Origin of the sequence: Muribaculum sp. NM65_B17, assembly GCF_004793735.1 — a bacterium.
Lineage (GTDB): Bacteria > Bacteroidota > Bacteroidia > Bacteroidales > Muribaculaceae > Muribaculum > Muribaculum gordoncarteri.
The window spans coordinates 141,453-165,558 of record NZ_SRYY01000004.1 but is presented as its reverse complement, the minus strand read 5'-3'; the positions used below and the strand labels follow the sequence as shown (position 1 = coordinate 165,558).

16 protein-coding genes are annotated in these 24,106 nt (G+C 46.3%); 6 read left to right on the top strand and 10 right to left on the bottom strand.

Going from position 1 to position 24,106, the window contains the following annotated elements; translation table 11 throughout:
• Window positions 1-1,821 carry an excinuclease ABC subunit UvrC gene (uvrC, locus tag E5354_RS07380; protein ID WP_135946979.1) on the top strand — a complete coding sequence of 607 codons (1,821 nt, stop codon included), beginning with the start codon at window positions 1-3 and terminating at the stop codon, window positions 1,819-1,821.
• Window positions 1,822-1,888: 67 nt separating this feature from the next.
• Here uvrC and E5354_RS07375 read toward each other — a convergent pair whose 3' ends face one another.
• The gene (locus E5354_RS07375; protein ID WP_135946977.1) at window positions 1,889-2,980 is read right to left on the bottom strand and encodes a TlpA disulfide reductase family protein; all 1,092 of its coding nucleotides are present in this window, start codon (window positions 2,978-2,980) and stop codon (window positions 1,889-1,891) included.
• 181 nt (window positions 2,981-3,161) lie between these two features.
• Between E5354_RS07375 and E5354_RS07370 the strand changes: the two genes are divergently transcribed.
• Complete coding sequence (locus tag E5354_RS07370; protein ID WP_135946975.1) at window positions 3,162-4,535, top strand: MATE family efflux transporter; 1,374 nt, start codon at window positions 3,162-3,164, stop codon at window positions 4,533-4,535.
• Here the strand turns inward: E5354_RS07370 and E5354_RS07365 are convergent.
• From E5354_RS07365 to nadA, 5 genes are all read right to left on the bottom strand, one after another.
• Window positions 4,501-5,022, bottom strand: a complete 522-nt coding sequence (locus E5354_RS07365) for a hypothetical protein (RefSeq protein WP_123394826.1) — start codon at window positions 5,020-5,022, stop codon at window positions 4,501-4,503. The genes E5354_RS07370 and E5354_RS07365 overlap by 35 nt on opposite strands.
• 80 nt (window positions 5,023-5,102) lie before the next feature.
• Entirely contained in the window at window positions 5,103-7,502 is a 2,400-nt protein-coding gene (locus tag E5354_RS07360) for a hypothetical protein (protein WP_135946973.1), read from the bottom strand.
• 24 nt (window positions 7,503-7,526) lie between these two features.
• Window positions 7,527-8,117: a non-canonical purine NTP diphosphatase gene (locus E5354_RS07355; RefSeq protein ID WP_135946972.1), complete on the bottom strand. Its 591-nt coding sequence runs from the start codon at window positions 8,115-8,117 to the stop codon at window positions 7,527-7,529.
• Window positions 8,118-8,182: 65 nt separating this feature from the next.
• On the bottom strand, window positions 8,183-10,954 hold the full coding sequence (gene leuS / locus E5354_RS07350; RefSeq protein WP_135946971.1) for a leucine--tRNA ligase: 2,772 nt from the start codon (window positions 10,952-10,954) through the stop codon (window positions 8,183-8,185).
• Between the two features lie 33 nt (window positions 10,955-10,987).
• Window positions 10,988-11,974, bottom strand: coding sequence for a quinolinate synthase NadA (gene nadA / locus E5354_RS07345; RefSeq protein WP_369699069.1), 987 nt, complete (start codon window positions 11,972-11,974; stop codon window positions 10,988-10,990).
• A 1,017-nt stretch (window positions 11,975-12,991) separates the two neighbouring features.
• Here nadA and E5354_RS07340 point away from each other — a divergent pair.
• The 3 genes from E5354_RS07340 (at window position 12,992) to E5354_RS07330 (ending at window position 15,456) form a co-directional block, all read left to right on the top strand.
• Complete coding sequence (locus E5354_RS07340) at window positions 12,992-13,498, top strand: RNA polymerase sigma factor (RefSeq protein WP_135946967.1); 507 nt, start codon at window positions 12,992-12,994, stop codon at window positions 13,496-13,498.
• Between the two features lie 180 nt (window positions 13,499-13,678).
• The gene (locus tag E5354_RS07335; RefSeq protein ID WP_168353845.1) at window positions 13,679-14,932 is read left to right on the top strand and encodes a DUF4925 domain-containing protein; all 1,254 of its coding nucleotides are present in this window, start codon (window positions 13,679-13,681) and stop codon (window positions 14,930-14,932) included.
• 212 nt (window positions 14,933-15,144) lie between these two features.
• On the top strand, window positions 15,145-15,456 hold the full coding sequence (locus E5354_RS07330; protein ID WP_135946963.1) for a transposase: 312 nt from the start codon (window positions 15,145-15,147) through the stop codon (window positions 15,454-15,456).
• Window positions 15,457-15,696: 240 nt separating this feature from the next.
• Here the strand turns inward: E5354_RS07330 and E5354_RS07325 are convergent, their stop codons facing one another.
• The 4 genes from E5354_RS07325 to E5354_RS07310 form a co-directional block, all read right to left on the bottom strand.
• A complete protein-coding gene (locus E5354_RS07325; RefSeq protein ID WP_135946962.1) occupies window positions 15,697-16,977 on the bottom strand; it encodes a hemolysin family protein in 1,281 nt (426 codons plus the stop codon).
• Between the two features lie 170 nt (window positions 16,978-17,147).
• The gene (locus tag E5354_RS07320) at window positions 17,148-18,026 is read right to left on the bottom strand and encodes a carbohydrate kinase family protein (protein WP_123394818.1); all 879 of its coding nucleotides are present in this window, start codon (window positions 18,024-18,026) and stop codon (window positions 17,148-17,150) included.
• Window positions 18,027-18,057: 31 nt separating this feature from the next.
• Window positions 18,058-19,239 carry an MFS transporter gene (locus tag E5354_RS07315; RefSeq protein WP_246863766.1) on the bottom strand — a complete coding sequence of 394 codons (1,182 nt, stop codon included), beginning with the start codon at window positions 19,237-19,239 and terminating at the stop codon, window positions 18,058-18,060.
• Window positions 19,240-19,242: 3 nt separating this feature from the next.
• On the bottom strand, window positions 19,243-21,060 hold the full coding sequence (locus tag E5354_RS07310; protein ID WP_246863765.1) for a GH32 C-terminal domain-containing protein: 1,818 nt from the start codon (window positions 21,058-21,060) through the stop codon (window positions 19,243-19,245).
• Between the two features lie 274 nt (window positions 21,061-21,334).
• Here E5354_RS07310 and E5354_RS07305 point away from each other — a divergent pair, with 274 nt between their 5' ends.
• Window positions 21,335-24,034: a substrate-binding domain-containing protein gene (locus E5354_RS07305; RefSeq protein WP_246863764.1), complete on the top strand. Its 2,700-nt coding sequence runs from the start codon at window positions 21,335-21,337 to the stop codon at window positions 24,032-24,034.
• Window positions 24,035-24,106 lie beyond the last annotated feature (72 nt).

Genomic DNA, 24,106 nt, shown 5'->3' with positions numbered 1-24,106 from the left:
TTGGCTAAAGTAGAAAAGTCACAACAACTGAAGGAGAAAATCTCCATTCTTCCCGATACGCCCGGCTGCTATCTATACTACGATGCAGCCGGGACTGTAATCTATGTGGGTAAGGCGAAGAACCTTAAACGACGGGTGTCGTCCTACTTCAACCGCACTCATGACTCGGTGCGCACCAACCTTCTTGTACGTGCAATAGCCGACATGAAATATATCGTCGTACCCACCGAAGGCGATGCACTCAACCTCGAAAATTCGCTCATAAAGGAGTACAAGCCGCGCTACAATGTGTTGCTTAAGGACGACAAGTCCTACCCCTGGATAGTCGTCACCAAGGAGCATTATCCGAGGGTATTCCTTACTCGTACGCGCATAAAGGACGGCTCAAAATACTTCGGTCCCTATACAAATACGGGAATAGCAAAAGCGGTTCTTAATCTGATAAGAGAACTATATCCCGTGCGCACATGCCGTCATGCAATTACCCCCGATTTCATAAACAAGGGCAAGGGACGGTTATGCCTTGAGTATCATCTTAAGAACTGCCTCGGATGCTGCACCGGACAAATAAGCCCCGAAAAGTATGCCGACATGATAGATCACGTGAAGCAGATACTTCGTGGCGAAACCCAGGAACTGCTCGACTATCTGAAGCTTGAAATGGAGCGTTTGAGCGAAGAATTGCGCTTTGAGGAGGCACAGATGCTGAAAGAAAAATATCAGCTTGTGGAGCGTTATCAATCCAAGAGTGTCATCGTGAGTCAGACACTTGACGACATTGACGTATTCGGAATCGACGACGACAACACCGATGTCTACGTAAACTACATGCACGTGCGTCGAGGCGCGATAGTGCGCAGCATCACTCTTCAGTACAAGCGACGACTTGAAGAGTCGATTGAGCAGATTCTGAGCTATGCCATAGTGGAAGCCAAGGAGAAATTCAATCTGGAATACGATGAAATAATAGTGCCCGTGCTGCCCGACATGGAGATGCCCGGAGTTTCGTTCATTATACCACAGCGCGGCGACAAACTCAAGCTGCTGCAGGTGTCGACCCACAATGCCCGACAGAACAAGGTCGACTCCCTGAAGATGATGGAAAAACACAATCCCGAACAGCGGGTGGAACGCACGCTCGAACGCATGAAATCGGATTTCCGGCTAAGCGAGCTTCCCCGTCACATCGAGTGCTTCGACAATTCAAACATTCAAGGCACAAATCCCGTGGCATCGTGTGTTGTGTTCAAGAACGCCAAACCGTCGAAACGCGACTACCGTCACTTCAACATAAAGACAGTCGAGGGACCCGACGATTTCGCTTCAATGAAAGAGGTGCTCACGCGCCGCTATACACGCTTGATGGAGGAAGGCGAAGGATTGCCCCAGCTGATAGTTGTCGATGGCGGAAAAGGACAGCTCAGCGCTGCCGTGGAGGCGTTGGACGACATGGGACTGAGAGGCACAATAGCCGTTGTGGGAATAGCGAAGCGACTTGAAGAAATATACTTCCCGGGCGACAGCATACCGCTCTATATCGACAAAAATTCCGAATCGCTGCGCATAGTTCAGCATCTTCGCGACGAAGCCCACCGATTTGGTATAACGCATCATCGCAACAGACGAAGTAAAGGTCAGATAATCAGCGAATTAGATGAAATAAAAGGAATCGGTGACAAAACACAAACGGCTCTTTTACAGCACTTTAAGAGCGTAAAGCGACTGAAGGAAGCATCAATCGACCGGATAGCTGAAATAACAGGCCCTGCACGTGCCTCAATAATATACTCGGCGCTGCATCCCGATGAACAGCCGCAATAGCACTAAAAAATAAAAGAAGCGTGACAATTATGCCGCGCTTCTTTTATTTTGAGCTACGCTCGCGTTTCTACTTCAGACATTCGGCCACTTTGTTGACAATCTCCTCACCTCGTATGTCACGGGCAAGAATAGTGCCGTCGGGGCCAAACAGCATGATCATGGGAATACCGCTGAATCCGTAAGTATCCGAAGGAGCTGTGCCCGCATCGATTATCTGCGGCCACTTGTAGCCAAGACGGTTTATTGCCTTCTTTGTTTCATCGGCCTCATCCCATGTAGCGACACCGAGTATTGTGAAGCGGTCGTCATCCTTGTATTTCTCGTATAGAGGAATCAGAGTTTCCTTGGCCTCGCGGCGACAGGGACCGCACCAGCTTGCCCAGTAATCAACAAGAACATATTTGCCCTTGCCCACATAATCGGAAAGATGAGCTACTGTGCCGTCGATATTCTTTCCCTCCACATCGATGAATTTCTTTCCAACCGAAGTGCGAAGGATATTATTTACCTTGTTGTTTTGCTCCTTTACAAAGTCAAGATTCTTGATGTCGGGCGACACTACCGCATACACTTCCTGCCACTCCTCGGGAGTACACAGCTGTGAATATTGACGCAGTGCCGAAACTCCCACAGCATTGTCCTTGTTCTCCAGTATTGCATTCTTAACCGTAGTGCCGAAGTCCTGATAGAAAGCGTTCACTATCTCGTTACGCTTCTGCATCATTGTTTCCTGATCAAGCGAATCCTTCTGAAGAGCCTCAAGCTGCTTCATAACGGCATTCTGCTTAGCCATGACACCACCCCACAGAGAGGCGAATTTTGTGTTAAGCTCACCGCCCTTGGCTGGCATGCGCTTGTTCATGTCCATTTCAACTGTTCCGGGCTCTACAATGAGTTCGGCGATGTAATTGGTACGCACGCCTCCTTCAACGTTTTCTTTGAATCCTATACGGCCATAGTATGCCTTGTCGGCATTTCCCTGAAACTTGAATTTTCCGGCTGTTACCTTTGTCGAATCGACAAGATTGCTGTTGTCGTCAAGTAGATAGAACATTTTACCCTCCATTTCAGGAGCTGCATTTCCGGTGACCACGTAGTCAAAGGCCGATGCTGTCGTCGCCGACAACATCACCATTGCAGAAATAAGAAGTGATTTCATTTTTAGATGTTTTAATTTTTAAACTGCTGCAAATATAGGAAGAATATTCGACAAAGAAACTCACTGAATCACTTAAAAGACTGCTCATGACAATACTAATAGTTTATAACAAACCTAAATTCGTATTTTCACAAGTTTTTATTAATTTCCCCATTCGATTATAAATGAGTAACTTTGCAATATGAAAGATATCTGGAAAAAATACAAGGAAAATTACGCGTCAATATTCAGCCTCGGAATACCCATTCTCATATCGCAATTGGGAATGATTGTGGTTGCATTTGCCGACAACATAATGGTGGGTCGCTACTCTACCGAAGCACTCGCATCAGCATCGTTTGTAAACAATGTATTCAACGTGGCTACATTTGCATGTCTTGGCTTCTCCTACGGTCTTACTCCTCTTATCGGTGCGTTATTCACTCAGAAACGCGACACCACGATAGGAGGCATGATAAAGAACGGATTGCTTATAAACATCATATTCTCGCTACTCGTGACGACGATAATGTTTATACTGTGGCTTAACATCGACCGACTCGGACAGCCCGAGGAGCTGATGCCGCTCATCAAGCCCTACTATCTTATAGTGATGGCGGGAATGCTTCCCATAGCGATATTCAATGTGTTTGCACAATGGCTGTTTGCCATAAACCGCACAAAACTTCCCATGTGGATACTCCTTTCGGCCAACTCCCTTAACATTCTCGGAAACTGGCTTCTCATATACGGTAAATGCGGATTTCCCGAACTGGGCCTCATAGGAGCCGGCTACAGCACTCTTTTTGCCCGCGTGCTGTGTCCTGTGGTCGTAATGGTAATATTCTTCCTCTACAAGGATTTCCGCACCTACAGGGACGGATTTAAAGCATCACGCATCAATTCGATGATGATAGGACAAATCAACCGCACATCATGGCCGGTATCGCTTCAGATGACATTCGAGTCAGGCTCGTTTACAATAGCGGCTGTCATGGCCGGATGGCTTGGAGCCATAAGCCTTGCATCGTTCCAGATAATCGTGATAACGGGCACTCTCGGCTTCTGTATCTACTACAGCATGGGATCGGCAGTATCGGTTCTCGTAGCCAATGCCGCGGGATTGAACGATCGCATAGGAATGCGTCGCATAGCATTTGCCGGCTATCACATCATGCTCACTCTTGCCGCCATATCATCAACCTTATTTATTGTATTCGGACACGAATTCATTAATGCGTTCACCGAGGATCCCGAAGTAATAGCCGCAACGGTAGTGCTGATAGTGCCGCTCGTGCTATATCAGATGGGCGATGCCACACAGATAAACTTCGCAAATGCACTCCGAGGCACATCACACGTAATGCCCATGATATGGATAGCCTTTGTGAGCTATGTAGTCATAGGCATTCCTGCCACCTATCTGCTTGCCTTCACGGCATCGATGGGTACCTACGGCATCATATTGAGTTTCTCGGTGAGCCTGTTCATTGCAGCCGCACTGTTTCTCTATTTCTTCATGCGGGCAACTAAGAGGTATATTAAAGTTGATGGAGAGCCTGTAGCTGCTCGATGACTTCACCGCGCGACATTCGGCGACGGTTTTTCAGCACTCGCGCGAAATCGTGAGCTATCGACTGCACTCCCGAGTGATTGAAAACCTTGTTAAGGTAGGAGAAACTTTTGTCAAACAATCTCCTCACTTCATCACTCTCAAGCGAACAGGTTTCGCGTCCCTCTTCATCAAGATATTTTATAAGCTCGTCCTTTATCTTGTTGTCAAGCGATGACTCATGCAGCACATAACTTCGGCAAAGAACGTTGCCTATCATCATTCCCATTGACACCTGATAGTGTTCGAGTATATGATTCCATGCCACTTTGGCCGACAATCGGGGATTGCCGTTGAAATAGTATTCATTGGTAAATTCCACCACTTCATCAACCGGAGCGTCAAGCGACACCGAGGCAAGTACATCCTCAGCGTTCCACACTACCATACCTATGGCCATACCGGTTATACCGTAGCATTTTTCATCTTCATTTATGTATCGTAATTCCATAGTCGCGTATCTGATGAGTCTATATTTAAATTAACACCAAATATACACAATTGGATTCGGTTTATAGAATTTTTTGGTCATTAATTTATCACCATTATCTTTGTCACCACTCCTTCACTGCCGTCGCTGCTTGAAGCGAATACGTAGTAAACGCCTGATGTCACACGTTTTCCCGAGCGGTCACAACAATTCCATGTCAACATTCCGCCTTCAGGACGGCCTTGAAAAAATATGTTGCCCGAAGCGTCACCTATCTTTACAAGTGATCTCTCACTCAATCCCTCGATGGTCACCGGTCCCGAATAATCGGGTCTGACAGGATTGGGATAAACCGTGACATTGAAAAAATCATCGGCAACGGGAGCAAAGTCGGCTCCATAACATGACACTCCGTAACGGGTACCCGCGTAGACAGTGTTATCAATATCGGAACATAACACTACATTTATCTCATCGGTGGGGATGTCACTGTTGCCGGTAGTAAAATGCTCTACTATTTCACGCCCGTCACGTGCTACAAGATATATGCCGTCGCTTGTCGTCGATATCCATTTGCGCCCTGAAGCATCAATCGAAATGGATGAAATCTTGATACCGTCAAGCAAATAATCGGCATATCCGCTGCCGTCGTTACGTGAAACCTTGACATGCTCGACTGTAGTTCCCGAGTTAAGCATATCTACAGGCCTTCTTATTATGAATACACCTTCATCACTTCCAAGCCACACACTGCCGTCGCTGTTCTCAACCATGCACGTTACGGCCAAAGAGGAGTACACTTTTCCATCCTGGTCGACAAATTCATCTATCACACGATACCTGTCATCCGAAATGCTCTCCATTGTTCCCCCGGTATCGTAGACTGCAAACTTAAATTCATTCCATCCTTCGGCAATCAATGTAACGTTTCTTGATTCACGGCTCTTACACGGAAGTATGACGGCATTCCATGTGTCGTAGGTGCCGAAATCCTCGATGTCTATTACTACCCAGTCGTCAACAGTTGTATTGTCAAACTTGCGCTTGGATGCAGGAAGAACCGCTATGACAAAATCAGATGCATTTATGCCGTAACACCAAAGATTGTTGTAGCTGTCAAAAGCAAGTTCAAGGACACAGCATGAATAGTCACGTTTAAAGGGTGAATTGTTCCAATCATACTTTCCTATCTGCTTTCCGTCACGGAATTTATAGATGCCCTCATACCAGGTTCCAACAAATAGAGTGCCAGGTTCCTCAGGGTCCTCCAATATACGTGTTCCCGCTCTCAACAATCCGTGAGAAACACGATTATTCAACGTTACATCCTTCAATTCGGGCGTTATATTCTCTACAAATCCCTGATTGATTATATTTATGCCCATCACAGCGTCATATCCGGCCATAAATCCGTTTCGACCCACAGCTCTATTTGACGCATACACATTTCCCGAAACTCCCTTTGCAAGATAACCGGCACCACTCACAAGCGAAGTACCCATAGGCCGCAAAAACGCATGATTGAATGTCACGCTCTCACCCTTGTTACCCATGTTTACATTGCAAAGTCCGTCACGGTTTATGAGCCACACACTCTCCATGCCCTTGCATGTCGACACACAAGGTTCATCGTCAAGCAACCTGAATTCCGAAGGGATGTCGATGCGTTCAAGCTGTCGTCCTTCACTATTAAAAATAGCAAGCTCATAGCGGCTCGACACCGTGTGGAAGTCACCGCTATCGATGATGTGACGCGAGCGTCCCATCGTTATGTCACGTGCCTTGAAACTCCCTTTTTCAAAATCAAATTCAATGACATAAGCCTTACCATTGTCGCGTCCATCAACCGACAATGCGCGGTTTTCGCTTATTCCGGCCATCGACATTGAAGCCAATTCACCCAGAGGGGTAAATGCATCAAATGTATTGTGACGCTCTTTAAGAGGCGAGGTGTAGAGCTTGTCATCGCAACATATCACCATATTTTCACCTACGACAGCAATAGCCGTCACCTCACGGTTAAATATGCCTGATTCAACTACGGTGTAGTCACGTGTATTGAATGTCACGATGCCGAATCCGGCGGCTACATGCACAAGATTACCCTCAAAAGCTACATCGTTTATATTCTTACCCGTCACCTGGGGAGCATCCTTTATATCACCGAGATTGATAATATCACCGTTATCATGCAACAAATCAATATTACCGTCACCATAGACTACAAGAAGATAACGGCCTGCGTTATTACGGTAAATATCGGCAATGTCTACACCGCTCAACCCATTGAACATGGTGTAGCCGAATGTTTCATCCGACTTTTTGTCGTAATGAAAAAGATTACCCTCCGACAGGAAGAAAACTTTGTCGGCAGTGTCTATAACCTTGCCTGTGCGATGAGTATAGTTGTTATAGACCGACCATTCTCCTACAGGTATGTGCGCAGACAATGTTGTCGCCATAAGCGACGACAACACAAGTAGAAACATTCGGTAAATCATGCTTTAAAACCGGGAAACGTGACTCTATGAAAAGATATTTTTTTCAGTCAGATATTTCCTGAGTTTCTCGGTGGCACGACCGCGATGACTTATTCTGTTCTTCTCCGCTGCATCCATTTCCGCAAAAGTCACATCATAACCTTCGGGCATGAATACGGGATCGTATCCGAATCCGTTGGAACCGCGCAATTCATCGATTATGACACCCTCTACCGTACCTTCCATCTCAACTATGTCATCACCTTCTATAAGGGCTATGACAGTGCGGAAACGGGCCTTACGGTCAGTCACACCCTCCATGTTACGCATCAATAAAGACACATTTGCAGCCGAATCGTGAGCCGGACCCGCATAACGGGCCGAATAGACTCCGGGAGCACCGTTAAGGGCATCCACCTCCAAACCGGTGTCATCGGCAAAACAGTCGTAACCGTAATGCTCTTTTACAAACTTAGCCTTTATAGCAGCGTTACCTTCAAGTGTGTCGGCAATCTCAGGTATATCCTCATTGCATCCTATATCACCAAGTCCGAGTATAGTGAATTCATTACCCAATATAGCCCTAATCTCTTCGAGCTTATGCTTGTTGTTGGTTGCAAATACTATTTTTCTCATAACCTGATGACATGGATGTTTCAATGAATTAACGCATTACACGAGTCATTTATTGCCGTGACATGTCAAGCCACGACAATATTGACTATCTTACCGGGAACTACGATGATTTTCTTCACGCTCTTTCCTTCAAGCCACTTTGCAGCGCCTTCATGTTCAAGAGCTGTCTTCTCTATAATTTCACGAGGAGTGTCGGCAGCAACTTCAATATTGAAACGGGCCTTACCGTTGAACGACACGGCCATTGTCACGGTATCCTCCTTAAGGTACTCTTCGTTGCATACAGGCCATGAACCGTCACATATAGTGCTGTCGTTACCTATGGCATGCCAAAGCTCTTCAGTGATGTGAGGAGCAAAAGGAGCAAGAAGGAGCAACAGCTGTCCGAGAACCTCACGACTGTGACATTTCATCGAATTGAGTTCGTTGACACATATCATGAACGCAGCTATCGAAGTGTTGAACGAGAAGTTCTCAATGTCCCATGTCACCTTCTTTATAAGCTTGTGGAGCGATTTAAGCTCGTCCTTTGAAGGTTTGCTGTCATCTACAACAAGATTGTCACCTTTATAGAAAAGTCCCCACAGACGCTTTAAAAAGCGGTTTACGCCGTCAATGCCGTTAGTGTCCCAAGGCTTGCTCTGCTCAAGCGGACCGAGGAACATCTCATACAATCGAAGTGTGTCAGCACCGTAACGCTCTACAATGTCATCGGGATTCACCACATTGAACATGGACTTTGACATCTTCTCAACCGCATATCCGCAAACATACTTGCCATCCTCAAGAATAAACTCGGCATCGTTAAATTCAGGACGCCATGCACGGAACTTGTCAAGGTCAAGAATATCGTTGCTGACGATGTTTACATCGACATGGATAGGTGTAACATCATAATCCTTCTTAAGATTATAAGACACAAAAGTATTGGTGTCCTTAATGCGGTATACGAAGTTGGAGCGTCCCTGAATCATACCCTGGTTTATGAGCTTGCGGAAAGGCTCGTCACGACACACAATGCCCAAATCATAGAGGAACTTGTTCCAGAAACGGCTGTATATCAAGTGACCCGTAGCATGTTCGGTACCGCCTATGTAAAGGTCGACATCCTGCCAGTAGTCATCGGCTTCCTTCGACACGAGAGCCTCATTGTTGCGGGGATCCATATAACGCAAATAGTAGGCCGACGATCCGGCAAATCCGGGCATCGTATTCAATTCAAGAGGATAGCCTTCGGCACTCTTCCAATCCTTGGCACGACCCAACGGAGGTTCGCCCGATTCGGTAGGAAGATACTTGTCAACTTCGGGCAACAGCAAAGGCAATTGTGACTCATCCAACAGGTGAGGAACACCGTCCTTGTAATATACGGGAAACGGTTCACCCCAGTAACGCTGACGGCTGAATATAGCGTCACGAAGACGATAGTTGACCTTTACCTTTCCTATTCCCTTCTCCTCGATGAAACGCTTGGTTGCTGCAATAGCATCCTTAACTTCCATACCGTTGAGGTCAAGCTCGGCTCCACATGAATTTATCATCTTACCCGACTTTGCATCGAAGCTCTCCTCGCTTACGTCACATCCTTCAATAAGCGGAACTATAGGAAGATTGAAATGCTTTGCAAAGGCATAGTCACGACTGTCATGAGCCGGAACGGCCATAATAGCACCCGTACCGTAACCGGCGAGCACATAATCGCTCACCCACACGGGAATTTCCTTACCCGTAAGCGGATTAACGGCATAAGCACCGGTAAATACTCCCGATACATTCTTCTCAATCATTCGCTCACGCTCGGTCTTGTGCTTTACCTCATCGATATAGGCATCCACGGCAGCGCGCTGCTCGGGAGTAGTTATCATGTCGACATAGGCGCTTTCAGGGGCCATAACCATGAATGTAACGCCAAACACGGTATCGGCACGAGTGGTGAATATCTCAAGTTCAACATCGCTTCCTGCAATGGGGAAACGCATTTCGGCACCCTCGGAACGACCTATCCAGTTACGTTGTGTTTCCTTCAAGGAGTCGGTCCAGTCTATTCTTTCAAGACCGTCAAGAAGACGCTGAGCATAAGCCGACACTCTAAGACACCATTGATACATCAGTTTTTGTTCAACAGGGTAGCCTCCACGTATTGAAAGACCTTCGCTCACCTCGTCATTAGCCAACACTGTACCAAGTTTGGGACACCAGTTGACCATAGTGTTTCCAAGATAAGCTATGCGATAGTTCATGAGAGTGTCGCTCTTCTGCTTTTCATTGTAGCCATTCCACTCTTCGGCAGTAAACTCAAGTTCCTTGCCGCAGGCTGCATTCACACCCTTGCTTCCCTCCTTCTCAAAGTGAGCTATAAGGTCGGCTAGGGGCATTGCCTTATCCAGCTTTGTGTCATAGTAGCTGTTAAACATTTTCATGAACGCCCACTGTGTCCATTTATAGTACTCGGGGTCGCAAGTCTTGATTTCTCGATCCCAGTCGTAGCAGAAACCTATCTTATCAAGCTGATTGCGATAGCGTGCTATGTTGTTGACAGTGGTTATCTCGGGATGCTGACCAGTCTGTATGGCATACTGTTCAGCCGGAAGACCGTAAGCGTCATATCCCATGGGATGAAGCACATTGTAACCCTGCAGGCGCTTGTAACGCGAGAAGATGTCACTTGCTATGTAACCAAGTGGATGACCTACGTGCAATCCCGCTCCCGAAGGATAAGGAAACATGTCGAGCACATAGAACTTGGGACGCGAATTGTCAATCTCCGTCTTATAAGTCTTGTTTTCTTTCCAATACTGCTGCCAGCGGCTCTCTATATCTCTATGATTATATTCCATATAATGATTTTTTATTTTATTCGGTTAATGGTGTTATAGTCCCAGTTTCTCGCTTATTTCAAGCATACGCTCTATTGGACGACGAGCCTTATCGGCTATTTCACTGTCGACCTCAACCTGAGGTTGCTCATATTTAAGACAATTATAGAGCTTCTCCATTGTGTTGAGCTTCATGAACGAACAGTCGTTGCATGCACAAGTGGAATCAGCCGGAGGAGCGGGAATGAATATCTTGTCGGGACAACGCTTCCTCATTTCATGAAGTATGCCGCTTTCAGTGGCCACAATAAACTCCTTGTTGTCGCTCTTTACTGCATAATTGAGCAAAGCGGCTGTAGAACCCACCTTATCGGCAAGAATGAGCAGTGGAGCGGGACATTCGGGGTGAGCCAATACCTTGGCATCGGGATACTGACGCTTCAATTCTGCAAGTTTCTCAACCGAGAACTGTTCATGAACGTGACAAGCACCGTTCCACAACTTCATGTTGCGTCCCGTTACTGAATTTATATAGTTTCCGAGGTTACGGTCGGGACCGAATATGATTGGAGTATCCTCAGGAAAACTCTCCACTATCTGCCGTGCATTGGTTGATGTCACGAGTACATCGGTAAGAGCCTTTACATCGGCCGATGTATTCACATAACTTATTACAGTGTGTCCGGGATTATCATCTATGAATTTCTTAAACTCATCGGCTTTGCAACTGTCGGCAAGCGAACAGCCGGCACTAAGGTCGGGAATAAGCACCTTCTTGTCGGGACAGAGTATCTTGGCGGTTTCACCCATGAAGTTGACTCCGCACAGTACGATAATCGGTTCGGTTAGTCGCGAAGCTATCTGAGCAAGCGCAAGACTGTCGCCTATATAATCGGCGATATCCTGTATTTCACCTTTCTGATAATAGTGGGCAAGAATGACCGCACCTTTCTCCTTCTTCAATCGAAGAATCTCAGCTTTCAAGTCAATGTCTTTGTCAACCGGAGAGTCGACATAGCCTTTATCGACATTCATTGTCATAGATTGATATATTATAAGTATAAATCTATACTAAATAAGTAATATTATAGTAAGATGTGAATAAGCACCATGTGAATGGCTTGCAAAGGTAACAACTTATTAATTATTAGGCAAGATTAGGACATAACTTTATACACGTACATCTATATATATAGGTTTATTATATATAGGCAATAAAAATGGATCAACACATCATGACAACATAGTCAATGTACTAAATTGGAATTCGATCCACTCCCTCGACTTTCTTGTCAACATTATTATTCTATTTTGTTTCGAAAAATTTTTTCAAAAAACTTTCAAAGTAAGATTATATAAGCATGTTGATAAGTGTGATAACTTTTTCGGTATATGCTTGCATATTAACTTATGAAACTACAATCTACAAATAATCTACATATAAAATACTGCTATATTGCAATCTTCCAATGATATCACAATGTTATTAACATACGGTTTATAACATTCAATGTTAATAAAAACGTTACGCCATTACTCTTGATAACTATGTTGAAACAGGTGTATAATACTATTAAATCATTATTATAACTTATTTTGTAATTACGATTATCCGGTTATACAATCAGGGGTGAATACGATGCAAATTTAGTTGTAAAAATCTCTTATTAATTTATCAAGCTTTATCTACATCACAATGTACATTTGTGAACAGCGTAATTTTTGAAGTGTAATTTTTACACTTCAAAAATTACGCTAAACTACATTAAGGGTGACAATAAAAAAGGCCTAAAAAAGTTCACTACATTATAAAATAAGTGTAGTAGTAACACTATTGTTGCAATGATGTAATATATAATGTAAACTATGTAATAATATTGTAATAATATAATATTATATTTAATTAATTGATTAATAATAAATTAGATATTTATTTAAAATTATTTTGCAAAATATTTGAAAAAAATAGACAAAAATGTTTTGTCTATTAAAATTATTTGTATATTTGCAACATCAAACTAAAACATAAAGCAATCAAACTAACAAAAACAATTCATCATGGGAACTTCTACTACATTTCAAGGCAAACTTTTAAGCCTTCAGAGTAATCTATTGAATTTTGCTTACATGTTAACATCCAACTACGACGATGCCTACGATCTGCTTCAGGACACTACATTGAAGGCTCTCGACAATGAAGACAAGTATGTTGACAATGTTAATTTCAAAGGTTGGGTATTTACTATTATGCGTAACATTTTTATCAACAACTACCGCAAAGTAGTGCGTTCATCAACAGTTGTTGATAAGACAGAAGATTTATATCATATCAACTTGCCCCAAGATTCAGGTTTCCAGACTCCCGAAGGATCATTTGCCGCCATGGAGATAACCAAGGCCATCAACTCATTCAGCGACGAATACCGTGTTCCCTTCTCAATGCATGTTGCAGGATACAAGTATAATGAAATTGCCGAAAAGATGAATCTGCCTCTCGGAACAGTGAAGAGCCGCATATTCTTTGCCCGTCAAAAACTTCAGCAGCAATTTCATGACTATCGCTAATTACATTGTAGCATACTCTTACTGACATTCCATACAATCCCTGATGAAAAGTGACCGGTAACTCGTTTACCGGTCACTCTTTTTTAAGTTACGTGCTATTTAACATGAGTTAAACCATCAATAGGGCGGGAGTATTTGTTAAAAGAAAAGTAACAACCCTTTATAATGTATTATCAAATTATGAAAAAATCTCTCTTGTTTATAATGTCGATGGCCATGCTGGCGACATTCGGCTGTAGCGATGATGACAATAAAGCTCCGTGGGAGGAGCTGCCTTCGGGACCTATAACCGGTGCCGATGCAATGATAACGTTCAACGGCGATCGTTCCTACGGTTCGGTTCAGATTAAGGCCGATAACTCATCCAAGGGTGTGATTAATGTTGTGAATGTACTTCCGGGCTATCCTGAAGTAACGATGGCTGTTGACATGGCTCAACAGCCCGACGGCTCGTTTAATGTCACGGGAGCCACTACACTTGACACTCCTCCTTGTATGCTTCCGTCATCGAAATCTGACGAAAAGCTTGTCATCTATAATCTGTCGGTTGAAGGAAATGTCACGACACAGGGAAAAGCTGACATGAATTTTAAAGCGGTGTTGGCCGACAATGTTCAAAACCATGTTACCGGAACATGGGTGTTGGCCGAATATCTGCCGTTGACACCCGAAGGAATGGCCAATGCTCCCGTACAGGTTAGCTGGGTTACTAAGAGCGGTGGCGTTGAAATGGATGCCCGATTGTCGGCTATGGCAAGTCTTCTTGCCGGCAACATTGTGTATCAGATGCTGAAATCGGTAACATTTTCCCCCGATGGAAACGTAACGGCTCTATATAGCAGCGGCTTTGACCTGGTGACATTCATGGAAGCCGGTGTCGACAAGCAGCAGGGGCGTTACATCCATGTAAACAATGACTGGAAAGAGTCGCCTCGCAATCTTGCTTTCTGGTATTCACCCGGCAATTATCTGTGTGTCATACCTTATATGCCAAACATTATGGCACAGATAGCCATAGACAACGGCGAAGATCCTGACTTGAACAACGGCGCGTTACCTGAAATGGAGAAGCAGCTGCTTGAAAAGCTTGCTCAACTCGGAGTGGATGTGAGCGTGCTGATGGAGAATTTTGAATATTGGAATAAGAATGGAATTCCGTTGCAGATAGTGCGTAGCGATTACAACAGCATGAGCCTTGTATTGGATGAAAAAATGATAGATTCGGTGGTCAAGGCGTTTATTCCCGCACTTGACAAGCTCGACGAGAAGCTTGCCGAGATGATAGCCGCCGATCCCAATGACCCGGTTGTTAAGTTGCTGATGACCGAGATAATGCCTGAATTGGGCATAAACAAGTTGGTCGACCTCGGTTCGCTTTGGATCAATGACACCGAAAGTTTCACAATTGCGCTGAAATTGAATCGCGCTCAGTGATATTAGAGCCGGTTCGACAATAAATATTAACGGCAGGGTTGCATAGTGCGGAGCGATTTTTGGTCTGCGAGGAAGGAGTGTACCGGATGTACACGACTGACAAACAGACGGAAAAGCGCCCGCAATATGCGAGGCGATGGTAATTTCGGTTCAACCAAAATGGAAAAAGGTTTGATTTGTGTTATACCTCAGTAACATAAATCATTGGTTCCATGAAAATAAAGTTTAAGCATTGCCGACGGAAGCGCATCCGTAAGTTTTTGTCAGGCTTCCATGGAATGGTCAAGGCTGATAAAGGATACTGTGGCGTTGATTCCAGGCTTGAGGACTGCATTATCGAATGTGTGAAATCGAATTTCGGTACAGCTGAATTTCGCCCGCTTTCAGGCCGTTGGGTGGTGGAACGCACAAATTATTGGCTCGAAAACTATCGGCGACTATGCCGGAACTATGAGCGATACCTGTCTTCAGCTCGGGCAATGACATATCTTGCCGCGATACTTTTCATGCTCCGGTACTGCTGACTGACGATTACATTATACCCATAATATTTATTTGATGGGACGAAAGTTACCTTCGCCTCGGCCACTCGTTGGCGCTTTTCTTCATCTCTTTCGGGAGCGATGGAACCCCATCGCTCCCGAAAGAGCTAAAGAAAATCACTCAACAATTGACCGCCCTGCCGTTAACATTTATTGTCGTACCGGCTCTTAATGATAAACTCTTTTGAGTCGACGCACAATGATGCCTCTCTTGACGGGGCGTTATTGTGCGTCCTTCGTTATTGTCACAAGTAGTTTGTCGATATGTGCCTTGTCCATGTCGACGACTTTAAACAGGAAGTCGTTCCACTTTATGTTTTCGCCCTCAACGGGTATTTTGCGTGTGTTTTCAAGGATAAGTCCGCCTATCGACGCATAATTGGCAGGTTGGTAGAGGTCGCCTCGGTCAAAATAGTTGAGGAAGTCATAAACCGGGCAGCGTGCGTCGACAAGATAGCTCTTGCCGTCGTCCATCGGCAATATATAGGGCCCCGATGCCGGAGTGTCACAGCATCCCACCAGTCCGTCGAGGATGTCGTTCAATGTCACCACACCTTGCATTGTGCCAAACTCGTCGCACACAATCAGGCAGTGGACATGCTCGTTTTTAAGTCGCTCAAGAGCGTCATATACATTCATGCTTTCGGGAATGAACGTGCCGGGCGACAACACCTTGTTAAGCTCGAAGTCATGGCTGTCGAGGGTGAGTATGAGATCCTTCAGCGACACGGTGCCCTTTATCTCCTCGTGATTTTCGTCGAGAACGGGGTAGGTGTCGTGAAGTTCTGAGGCTATGCTGCGCTTTATGTCGTCGGTCGACATGTCGATTTCGAGCGTTACGATGTCCTTGCGGCATGTCATGATCGATGCCACGCGCTGGTCGCCAAGCACGAGGGCACGCGTCATGATGTCCTTTTCAACCTCCTTGACTTCGCCCGATGCGGCTCCGTTTTCGATTATCTGTTTCACATCGCCCTCGGTGGTCTTGTTTTCATCGCCTCGCAGGTTAAGCAGCCTCACTATAAGGTTGGTCGACACCGAAAGCAGCCACACTATAGGCATTGTAATTTTTGAAAGCAGCTTCATTGGTCGGGCCACAATCTTTGCCACAGTGTCGGCTGAATTAAGCGCGATGCGCTTAGGCACGAGTTCGCCCACAACGATTGATAGGTAGGTTACAACAATGACTATCGTCACCTGTGCTATTTCATCGGAGTAAGCCGGAGCCACTCCCCACTTGACGAGGATGTCGGCAAATGTATTTGCGAATGTAGCGCCTGAGTATAGACCGGTGAGGATGCCTATAAGTGTTATGCCTATCTGAATTGTCGACAGGAAACAGTCGGGGTCGTTGGCTATCTCGAGAGCCGTGCGTGCGGCACGGTTGCCACGCTTGCTCTCCTGTGACAGTCGTGATTTACGCGCTGAAATAAGAGCGGTTTCCGACATCGAAAATAATCCATTGAGCAGAATAAGACCTACTATAATCAATAATTCTTTCATAAAAATCCAAAATACACGCGATTACTGTTTAACTAATTTAACGTAACCCGTCTATCTTTAAACATAGAGCCTCCCTCAACGGTTTATTAAATTTTTATGAATTAAACAGGCAAGGGGCTGTGTAATGGTTGACACAACCCCGTAAAAGAGTAGAGTTAATTGCAATGGATTTATTCGGTTATGTAGGAGGGAAGCACCGGCATGGCACCCTGTTGAGTGCAGACATAGGCCGATGTGTCGACTGCTTTCTTGTGAGCTTCGATTACCGATTTTCCCTTAAGGATGTTGGCAATGAAAGCGGCTGTGAAAGAGTCACCGGCTCCTACAGTGTCGGCTACTTCTACCTTGGGAGTTGGCTGGAACGATACATTTCCGGGTGTGAAAACATAACTTCCGTTTATGCCGCAGGTGAGAATAAGCATTTTCAGGTTGTATTTGCCAAGAAGTATCCAGCACTTGTCCTGAAGGTCGATGCCGGGATATCCAAACATCCGGCTCACTGTCACAAGTTCCTCGTCGTTAATCTTTAGAATGTTGCAGCGCTTCATTGAGTTGCACAGGATTTCCTTGTTGTAGAATCCCTGGCGCAGATTTACATCAAACACGATTAGCCTGTTGTCGTCCTGAGGCATTGCATCGAGAAATCGATTGATAGTGTTGCGTGACACTACGTTTCGCTGGGCCAATGAACCGAAGCATACGGCGCGTGTGCGTTCGGCGAGAGCTTCAAGCCTTGCCGTATAGGGAATGTTGTCCCAAGCCACATTCTCCTTTATCTCATATTGCGGAATGCCGGCCTGGTCGATTTCGACCTGTACCGTTCCTGTGGGATAAGGCACATTTTCTATAAGGTAGTTCACGCCTTTTCGGTTGAAGTTCTCGAGCAGTTCGGTGCCGAGAGCATCGTTTCCCACTGCGCTTATTGCACAGCTTTCAAGGCCGAATTGCGATACGTGATAGGCGAAGTTTGCGGGAGCGCCGCCTATTTTCTTACCTTCGGGGAGTACATCCCACAGGGCTTCTCCCATTCCCACTACTATGTCATTCATGATTGTTATTGTTTAAGTTTTTATAAATGTATTATTTTTTGATTTTAAGGGTGTAATAGAGCAGATATATTACACCTGCGGCCATTACGGCCACGGCGCCGTTCTGTCCGGCAGTGTCGGCTGCATATCCCATTGCGAGGGGGAATACCGTGCCTCCGAATAGTCCCATAATCATGAGTCCCGACACTTCGTTTTTCTCGTCGGGCGATGAGTTCAGAGCCTGTGCGAAGATTATTGAGAACACGTTGGAGTTGCCGAAACCTATCATGGCTATGCCTGCGTATATGGTATATAGCGTGTCGCAGCTCACCAGTATTCCCATTGCTACTATCATCATGATCACGCTTAGCGCGAAGAAGCGTTTTGCCGGAACCGAGCGGAGTATGAATGCTCCGAGGAAGCAACCTGCAGTACGGAATATGAAGTAGATGCTTGTTGCAAATCCGGCTTCTTCGAGCGGAAGTCCGAGTCGCTCCATGATTATTTTGGGAGCGGTGGTGTTGGTGCCCACATCGATTCCCACGTGACACATTATGCCGAGGAAGCATAGCAGGATGAAGGGACGGCCCAGAAGCTTAAGGCAGGCACCTATGCCCGATGCCTTGTCGGGGCGCTCCTCCTCAATGGGAGTCGCACCGAGTACCGAGATGGACAGGAAGCTTATTACTGCATAGATTGCAAACAGTGCACGCCATCCCAGCCCGAATGTAGGCAGATAGGTTGTTGCCCCCCAGGCGGCAAGTATTGGAGCGAGAAACGAGGCGATGGCCTTTACAAATTGTCCGAATGTAAGGGTTGAAGCCAGTTTGTCGCTGCTGATGAGGTTGGTTACGAGCGGGTTCAGCGATGTCTGCATAATGGCATTGCCTATTCCGAGCAGTGAAAAAGCGGCGAGCATTGTCATGTAACCGTCGCCTGTAAGCGGCAATATGAGCGAGCAGGCTGTTACGGCAAGGGAGATGAGCACAGTCTTCTTTCGGCCTATACGGTTCATGAGCATGCCTGTAGGCACCGAGAATATGAGGAACCAGAAGAATACGAGCGACGGAAACAGATTGGCTTGCGAGTCGGTGAGTCCGAGATCCTTTTGCACGTAGTTTGATGCAGTTCCCACGAGGTCTACGAAGCCCATTGCAAAGAAGCAGAGCATTACGGGTGCTATCTGCATCAATGAGCTGCGTTTAGCTGTTGATAGTGATTGGGTCGTGTCCATGGGTTATTTTATTGTGTAAATTTTTAGATTATTTATTTTGGCTTTGCCGTTGGCGGCCGACAGTGAGAGAGTAGTGTAGGAAGTTGTTGGGAATACGAGATTGGTCATTACAAATCGTCCGTCGTTTCCGAAAACCTCGATGCTTGAGCGATCGATGAATATGCGCAGGCTCAATCGAGAGTCCTTGCCGAATGTGGGTGATACGGTGACGGCGGGGAAATCCTGACTGAAATCGGTGACTCCGCTTTCGCGACGGTCAAACGACATTGTTTCTTCGGCCGGATTGTAGGTCATCACAACTTTTTCGCCTTTGTGGTTGGATAGCGTCAGGGTTACATCGGATGTGCGTCCCGGTTCAATGTCCATTACTATTTCACATGCTCCGTCGTTGACCGAAGGCAGGTTGTAGTTGCGAGCCTTGGCGCCGGCCTTGATGCTCTTGACATCGGTTACGGCTTTTCCGCGAAGCGACAGCAGTTCGGGCGAGGGTGCCGACGAGGCGTAGATCTGTCCGTCATTTCCTTTGAACAGTCCCACCTCACGGGGAAGTGTGTTGGCGCTGCGGAACTGCATAGTGGGCACTTCGGCCGCATATTGCCAGTTGCTCATCCATCCTATGACAGTGCGTCGGTTGTCGGGAGCGTTGCTGAAGCTTACGGTTGCGTAGTGATCCTTACCGTAGTCCATCCACTTTGTAGGCACGTTACCCGATGCGTCACGGTCGGGGGTGAATGTGGTTCCGTCAAAGTCGCCTATGAAGTACTGTGTCGCGCTTCCACCAAAGGGGCCGCCTGGATTGATGTTGCACAGGAGAACCCACTTGCTCTCGTCGCTTCCTTCAACGGGAAGTTTAAAAAGGTCGGGACACTCCCACACACCGTCCTGTGAGCCGAGTCCTTTACCGAAGGCACTCTTCAGGGTCCACTCCTTCATGTCGGGTGAAGTGAATATGAGCATTTCGTGGTCGAGCGCATGGGCGAGTACCAATGTCCACAGTTTGGTTTCGTCGTTCCAGAACATATTGGGGTCGCGGGCTTCGCTTTCAAGGGTGATCACGGGATTGCCGGGATATTTATGATAGGTTGTGCCATTGTCATCGCTCCATGCCAGGCTTTGTATCTGGCTTGTGCCGGCCGAAGTGTACATCGACACTATTGCGTCTTTTCCGAATCCGGCGCTGTTGGCTGTGTCTATTGCCGAGCTTCCGCTGAATATCATGCCGAGTCCGTCGGGTTCCACTACGGGGTTTAACTGATGGTCCCAGTGAATGAGGTCACGGCTTGTCGATTGTCCCCATGAGAGATTCTGCCATTTCGAGCCGTAAGGATTCCACTGATAGCACAAGTGCCACACACCGTCCTTGTAGACCATTCCGTTGGGGTCGTTCATCCATCCGTAGAGGGGTGTGTGATGATATATCGGGCGATATTTCTCACGGTTTGTTGTGTCGATGGTGTCGGCAAATGCAAGGTTGTTCCAGCAGGCGTCGTCTTTTGCCTCTCTTACCGATGAGCGGCTTTGTGAGGTGACCACATCAAGGATGAGGTCGTGTCCTTTATAAGGGGTAAGGTCGAGAGGCACGGTATAGTCCACTTTGGATTTTGCCATGCGCACGGCCAGTGTGCGTTCAAGCTTTCCGTCAACTATTATCTTCACTGTAGCATCGTCGATTGACTCCTGCACGGGAAGCAGCAGATATTTGCTGTCGCTGTCGACGCGAACAATCGTGTTGTTGGTTCCGAGATGTTCGATTTTAATGCCCGGCTCCGATGCAAGGACCGTGATCGTTGCAGCTGAGAGTGACATTGCAACTAATGACATGACTGCTTTTGCGATTATTTTCATGTTATCTTTTTTTGAGGTTGTTTTGTTTGATTGGATTTCACAATGCAAAACTAATATATAAGAATGTCACGCGTTATTAAAAATTACCCATAATATTGTACAAATGTTGCATTGCTCGATATTTATAATCAAAAGCACTGTTTTTCATAATATTATATTTATTTTTGCAGCGAATAGAAAAAAGATACCATAGTTAAACCTGTAAAATAATATGCATAGAAAAATTTGTCACATTATATTTATTGTGATAATGTTGTCGGCGTTTCAATCATGTAAGGAGGAAACCAAATATCGCATAGGTGTTTCGCAGTGCAGCAATGATGACTGGCGCACCAAGATGAACGAGGAGATTCAACGCGAGATTATGTTTCATCCCGAGGCTACGGTTGAAATACGCTCGGCCGATGACAGCAATGAAAAGCAGATTGCCGACATACGCTATTTTGCCGATAACGGTTTCGATATCATAATCGCCGCTCCAAATGAGGCCGATGCCATAACGCCGGTCATCGAGGAGGTGTATGATGCGGGAATACCCGTCATTGTATTTGACCGTAATATAAACGGCGACAGCTATACCGCCTATCAGGGTGTCGACAATGTAGGGATAGGAAAGTCGGCGGCCGATTATGCCCGTCATCTGCTCCCCGACGGTGGAAATGTAATTGAGATACACGGTCTTGCCGGTTCCACTCCGGCGGTGGGGCGTCATGAAGGATTTGCCAAGGAGGCTGAGCTGAAGGGAATTGACATCATCGCTTCGGCCTACGGTAACTGGAATTATGAGGATGCAGCCATAAAGGTTGATTCACTTCTTAATATATATGAGGATGTAGACCTGATTTATGCTCACAATGACCGCATGGCCATAGCTGCATCGGATGTTGCGCGTAAGCATGGCAAGGATATAAGAATAATAGGTATAGATGCAGCTCCCGAAATAGGCATAAAGGCTGTTGCCGATTCGGTGATCGATGCAACGTTTCTATATCCCACCGAAGGCTACAGGCTTATACGCACGGCATTGAACATATTGAGCGGCCGTCCCTACGAAAGGGAAAAGATTCTGCCGTTGTCGTCGGCTGTCGACTTGTCAAATGCCGACATCCTGTTGTTGCAGAATGAGTCGCTTGAGGAAGAAACATCCAAGATAAAGTATCTGAAGTCGCAGGTCGACGATTATTGGAACCGTCATTCGGCACAGACATCGCTGTTCTATGCAATGATAATAATATTGTTGCTCCTATTCGGAGTGTTGTTTCTGGTTCTTAGGGCTTTCTGGCAGCGTAAAAAGCATCAGAATGTGCTGATGAGTCAAAACAAGATACTTGAGGAGCAGCGTGACACTCAGCGCGAACTTAATGAGCAGCTTAATGCCGCGACACAATCAAAACTGGTGTTTTTTACCAATGTGTCACACGACTTGAGAACCCCGCTCACGCTTATTGCCGAGCCGGTGGAGCAACTTGCAGTTGCCGACAACCTTACTCCGCAACAGAGCATGTTGATGAAGATAGCCAATAAGAATGTGAAGATTCTGAGGCGGTTGATCAATCAGATTCTGGATTTCCGTAAGTATGAAAACGGTAAGCTCAACCTTAATCTTGTTGAATCGAAGTTTGGCACCCTTGTCAAGGAGTGGGCCGAGTCGTTCAACTCCATAGCACGCAAGCGTGACATAACTCTTACCGTCGATGTGACGCTTGACAAGGACTTTACGTTGGCCGTCGATGCCGAAAAGATCGAGAGAGTGTTCTTCAACCTCATGTCGAATGCTTTCAAGTACACGCCCGACAACGGTTCGATAAAATTCAGTTGCGGATTGGATGGCGACAACCTCCGCTTCTCAATCGAGGATACAGGGCACGGTATAGGATCCGATGACATTAACAATATATTCGACCGCTTCTATCAGGTCGACAAGATACATCCCAACGGATCGGGCATAGGATTGTCGTTGGCCAAGGCCTTTGTAGAGCTTCACGGAGGTTCAATAGCGGTTGAAAGCATTCTTGGGGTGGGCTCGAAATTTACCGTGACATTACCTGTGGTTCATGTTGAGGAGTGCATGCCGGCCGATACCGACAATCTCATAACCAAAGCCGATGTCAATGCCGAGCTTGACAGGCTGGAAGAGGTCGACAGGACAACCACCGCCGGCACTGAGCTTCCGTTGCTTCTTGTTATTGACGACAATGCCGACATACGCCGCATGATAGTCGAGTTGTTGAAGGATGAATATAACATTGTCACGGCTCCCGACGGTCGTGAAGGAGTGAGGTTAGCCGCAAAATATGTGCCCGATTTGATAATATGCGATGTCATGATGCCTGTCATGGACGGACTCGAATGTTGTCGTATCATAAAGGATGAGGTGTCGACATCCCACATTCCGGTGTTGATGCTCACGGCATGCTCGATGGATGAACAGAGGGCGCGAGGCTACGACAGCGGTGCCGACGGATACCTGTCGAAGCCGTTCAACAGCGCGGTGCTGAAGTCGCGATGTCGTAACCTTATAGATAACCGCAAGCGCATCAAGAATCTGTGGTCGTCCAATGGCGGCGGTGATGTAAAGGCAAAGGAGCGCAATGCGTCAGTGCCGGTAAACGATGTCGACAGCGAGTTCTATTCCAAGGTTCTCGACATAATGAAAAAGGAGATGGGAAATCCCGACTTGAATGTCGACAGTCTGGCTTCGATGATGGGGCTGGGACGGTCGCAGTTCTATCGCAAGATAAAGGCACTTACCAACTATTCGCCCGTGGAGCTGTTGCGTAACCTGCGCTTGAAACAGGCACGTGAGATGCTCACCACGACCGAAAAGACTATAGGCGAGATTGCCTACGAAGTGGGATTCTCCTCCCCGGCCTATTTCACGAGATGCTACAGGGAAGCATTCGATGAAACACCGACCGAACTTAGAGAACGCATAGCATTTAAAAAATAGAGTTTACAACCGACACATAACATAAAACACGCCTTTCACTACTGTTGAAGGGTGTGTTTTGTGCAAAAAGGG

What these genes read in the sequence shown, in the direction of transcription:
- E5354_RS07375 (WP_135946977.1), bottom strand. Translation starts at nt 2,980, where the DNA reads ATGAAATCACTTCTTATTTCTGCAATGGTGATGTTGTCGGCGACGACA.
- E5354_RS07370 (WP_135946975.1), top strand. Translation starts at nt 3,162, where the DNA reads ATGAAAGATATCTGGAAAAAATACAAGGAAAATTACGCGTCAATATTC.
- E5354_RS07365 (WP_123394826.1), bottom strand. Translation starts at nt 5,022, where the DNA reads ATGGAATTACGATACATAAATGAAGATGAAAAATGCTACGGTATAACC.
- E5354_RS07360 (WP_135946973.1), bottom strand. Translation starts at nt 7,502, where the DNA reads ATGATTTACCGAATGTTTCTACTTGTGTTGTCGTCGCTTATGGCGACA.
- E5354_RS07355 (WP_135946972.1), bottom strand. Translation starts at nt 8,117, where the DNA reads ATGAGAAAAATAGTATTTGCAACCAACAACAAGCATAAGCTCGAAGAG.
- leuS (WP_135946971.1), bottom strand. Translation starts at nt 10,954, where the DNA reads ATGGAATATAATCATAGAGATATAGAGAGCCGCTGGCAGCAGTATTGG.
- nadA (WP_369699069.1), bottom strand. Translation starts at nt 11,974, where the DNA reads ATGACAATGAATGTCGATAAAGGCTATGTCGACTCTCCGGTTGACAAA.
- E5354_RS07340 (WP_135946967.1), top strand. Translation starts at nt 12,992, where the DNA reads ATGGGAACTTCTACTACATTTCAAGGCAAACTTTTAAGCCTTCAGAGT.
- E5354_RS07335 (WP_168353845.1), top strand. Translation starts at nt 13,679, where the DNA reads ATGAAAAAATCTCTCTTGTTTATAATGTCGATGGCCATGCTGGCGACA.
- E5354_RS07330 (WP_135946963.1), top strand. Translation starts at nt 15,145, where the DNA reads ATGAAAATAAAGTTTAAGCATTGCCGACGGAAGCGCATCCGTAAGTTT.
- E5354_RS07325 (WP_135946962.1), bottom strand. Translation starts at nt 16,977, where the DNA reads ATGAAAGAATTATTGATTATAGTAGGTCTTATTCTGCTCAATGGATTA.
- E5354_RS07320 (WP_123394818.1), bottom strand. Translation starts at nt 18,026, where the DNA reads ATGAATGACATAGTAGTGGGAATGGGAGAAGCCCTGTGGGATGTACTC.
- E5354_RS07315 (WP_246863766.1), bottom strand. Translation starts at nt 19,239, where the DNA reads ATGGACACGACCCAATCACTATCAACAGCTAAACGCAGCTCATTGATG.
- E5354_RS07310 (WP_246863765.1), bottom strand. Translation starts at nt 21,060, where the DNA reads ATGTCATTAGTTGCAATGTCACTCTCAGCTGCAACGATCACGGTCCTT.
- E5354_RS07305 (WP_246863764.1), top strand. Translation starts at nt 21,335, where the DNA reads ATGTTGTCGGCGTTTCAATCATGTAAGGAGGAAACCAAATATCGCATA.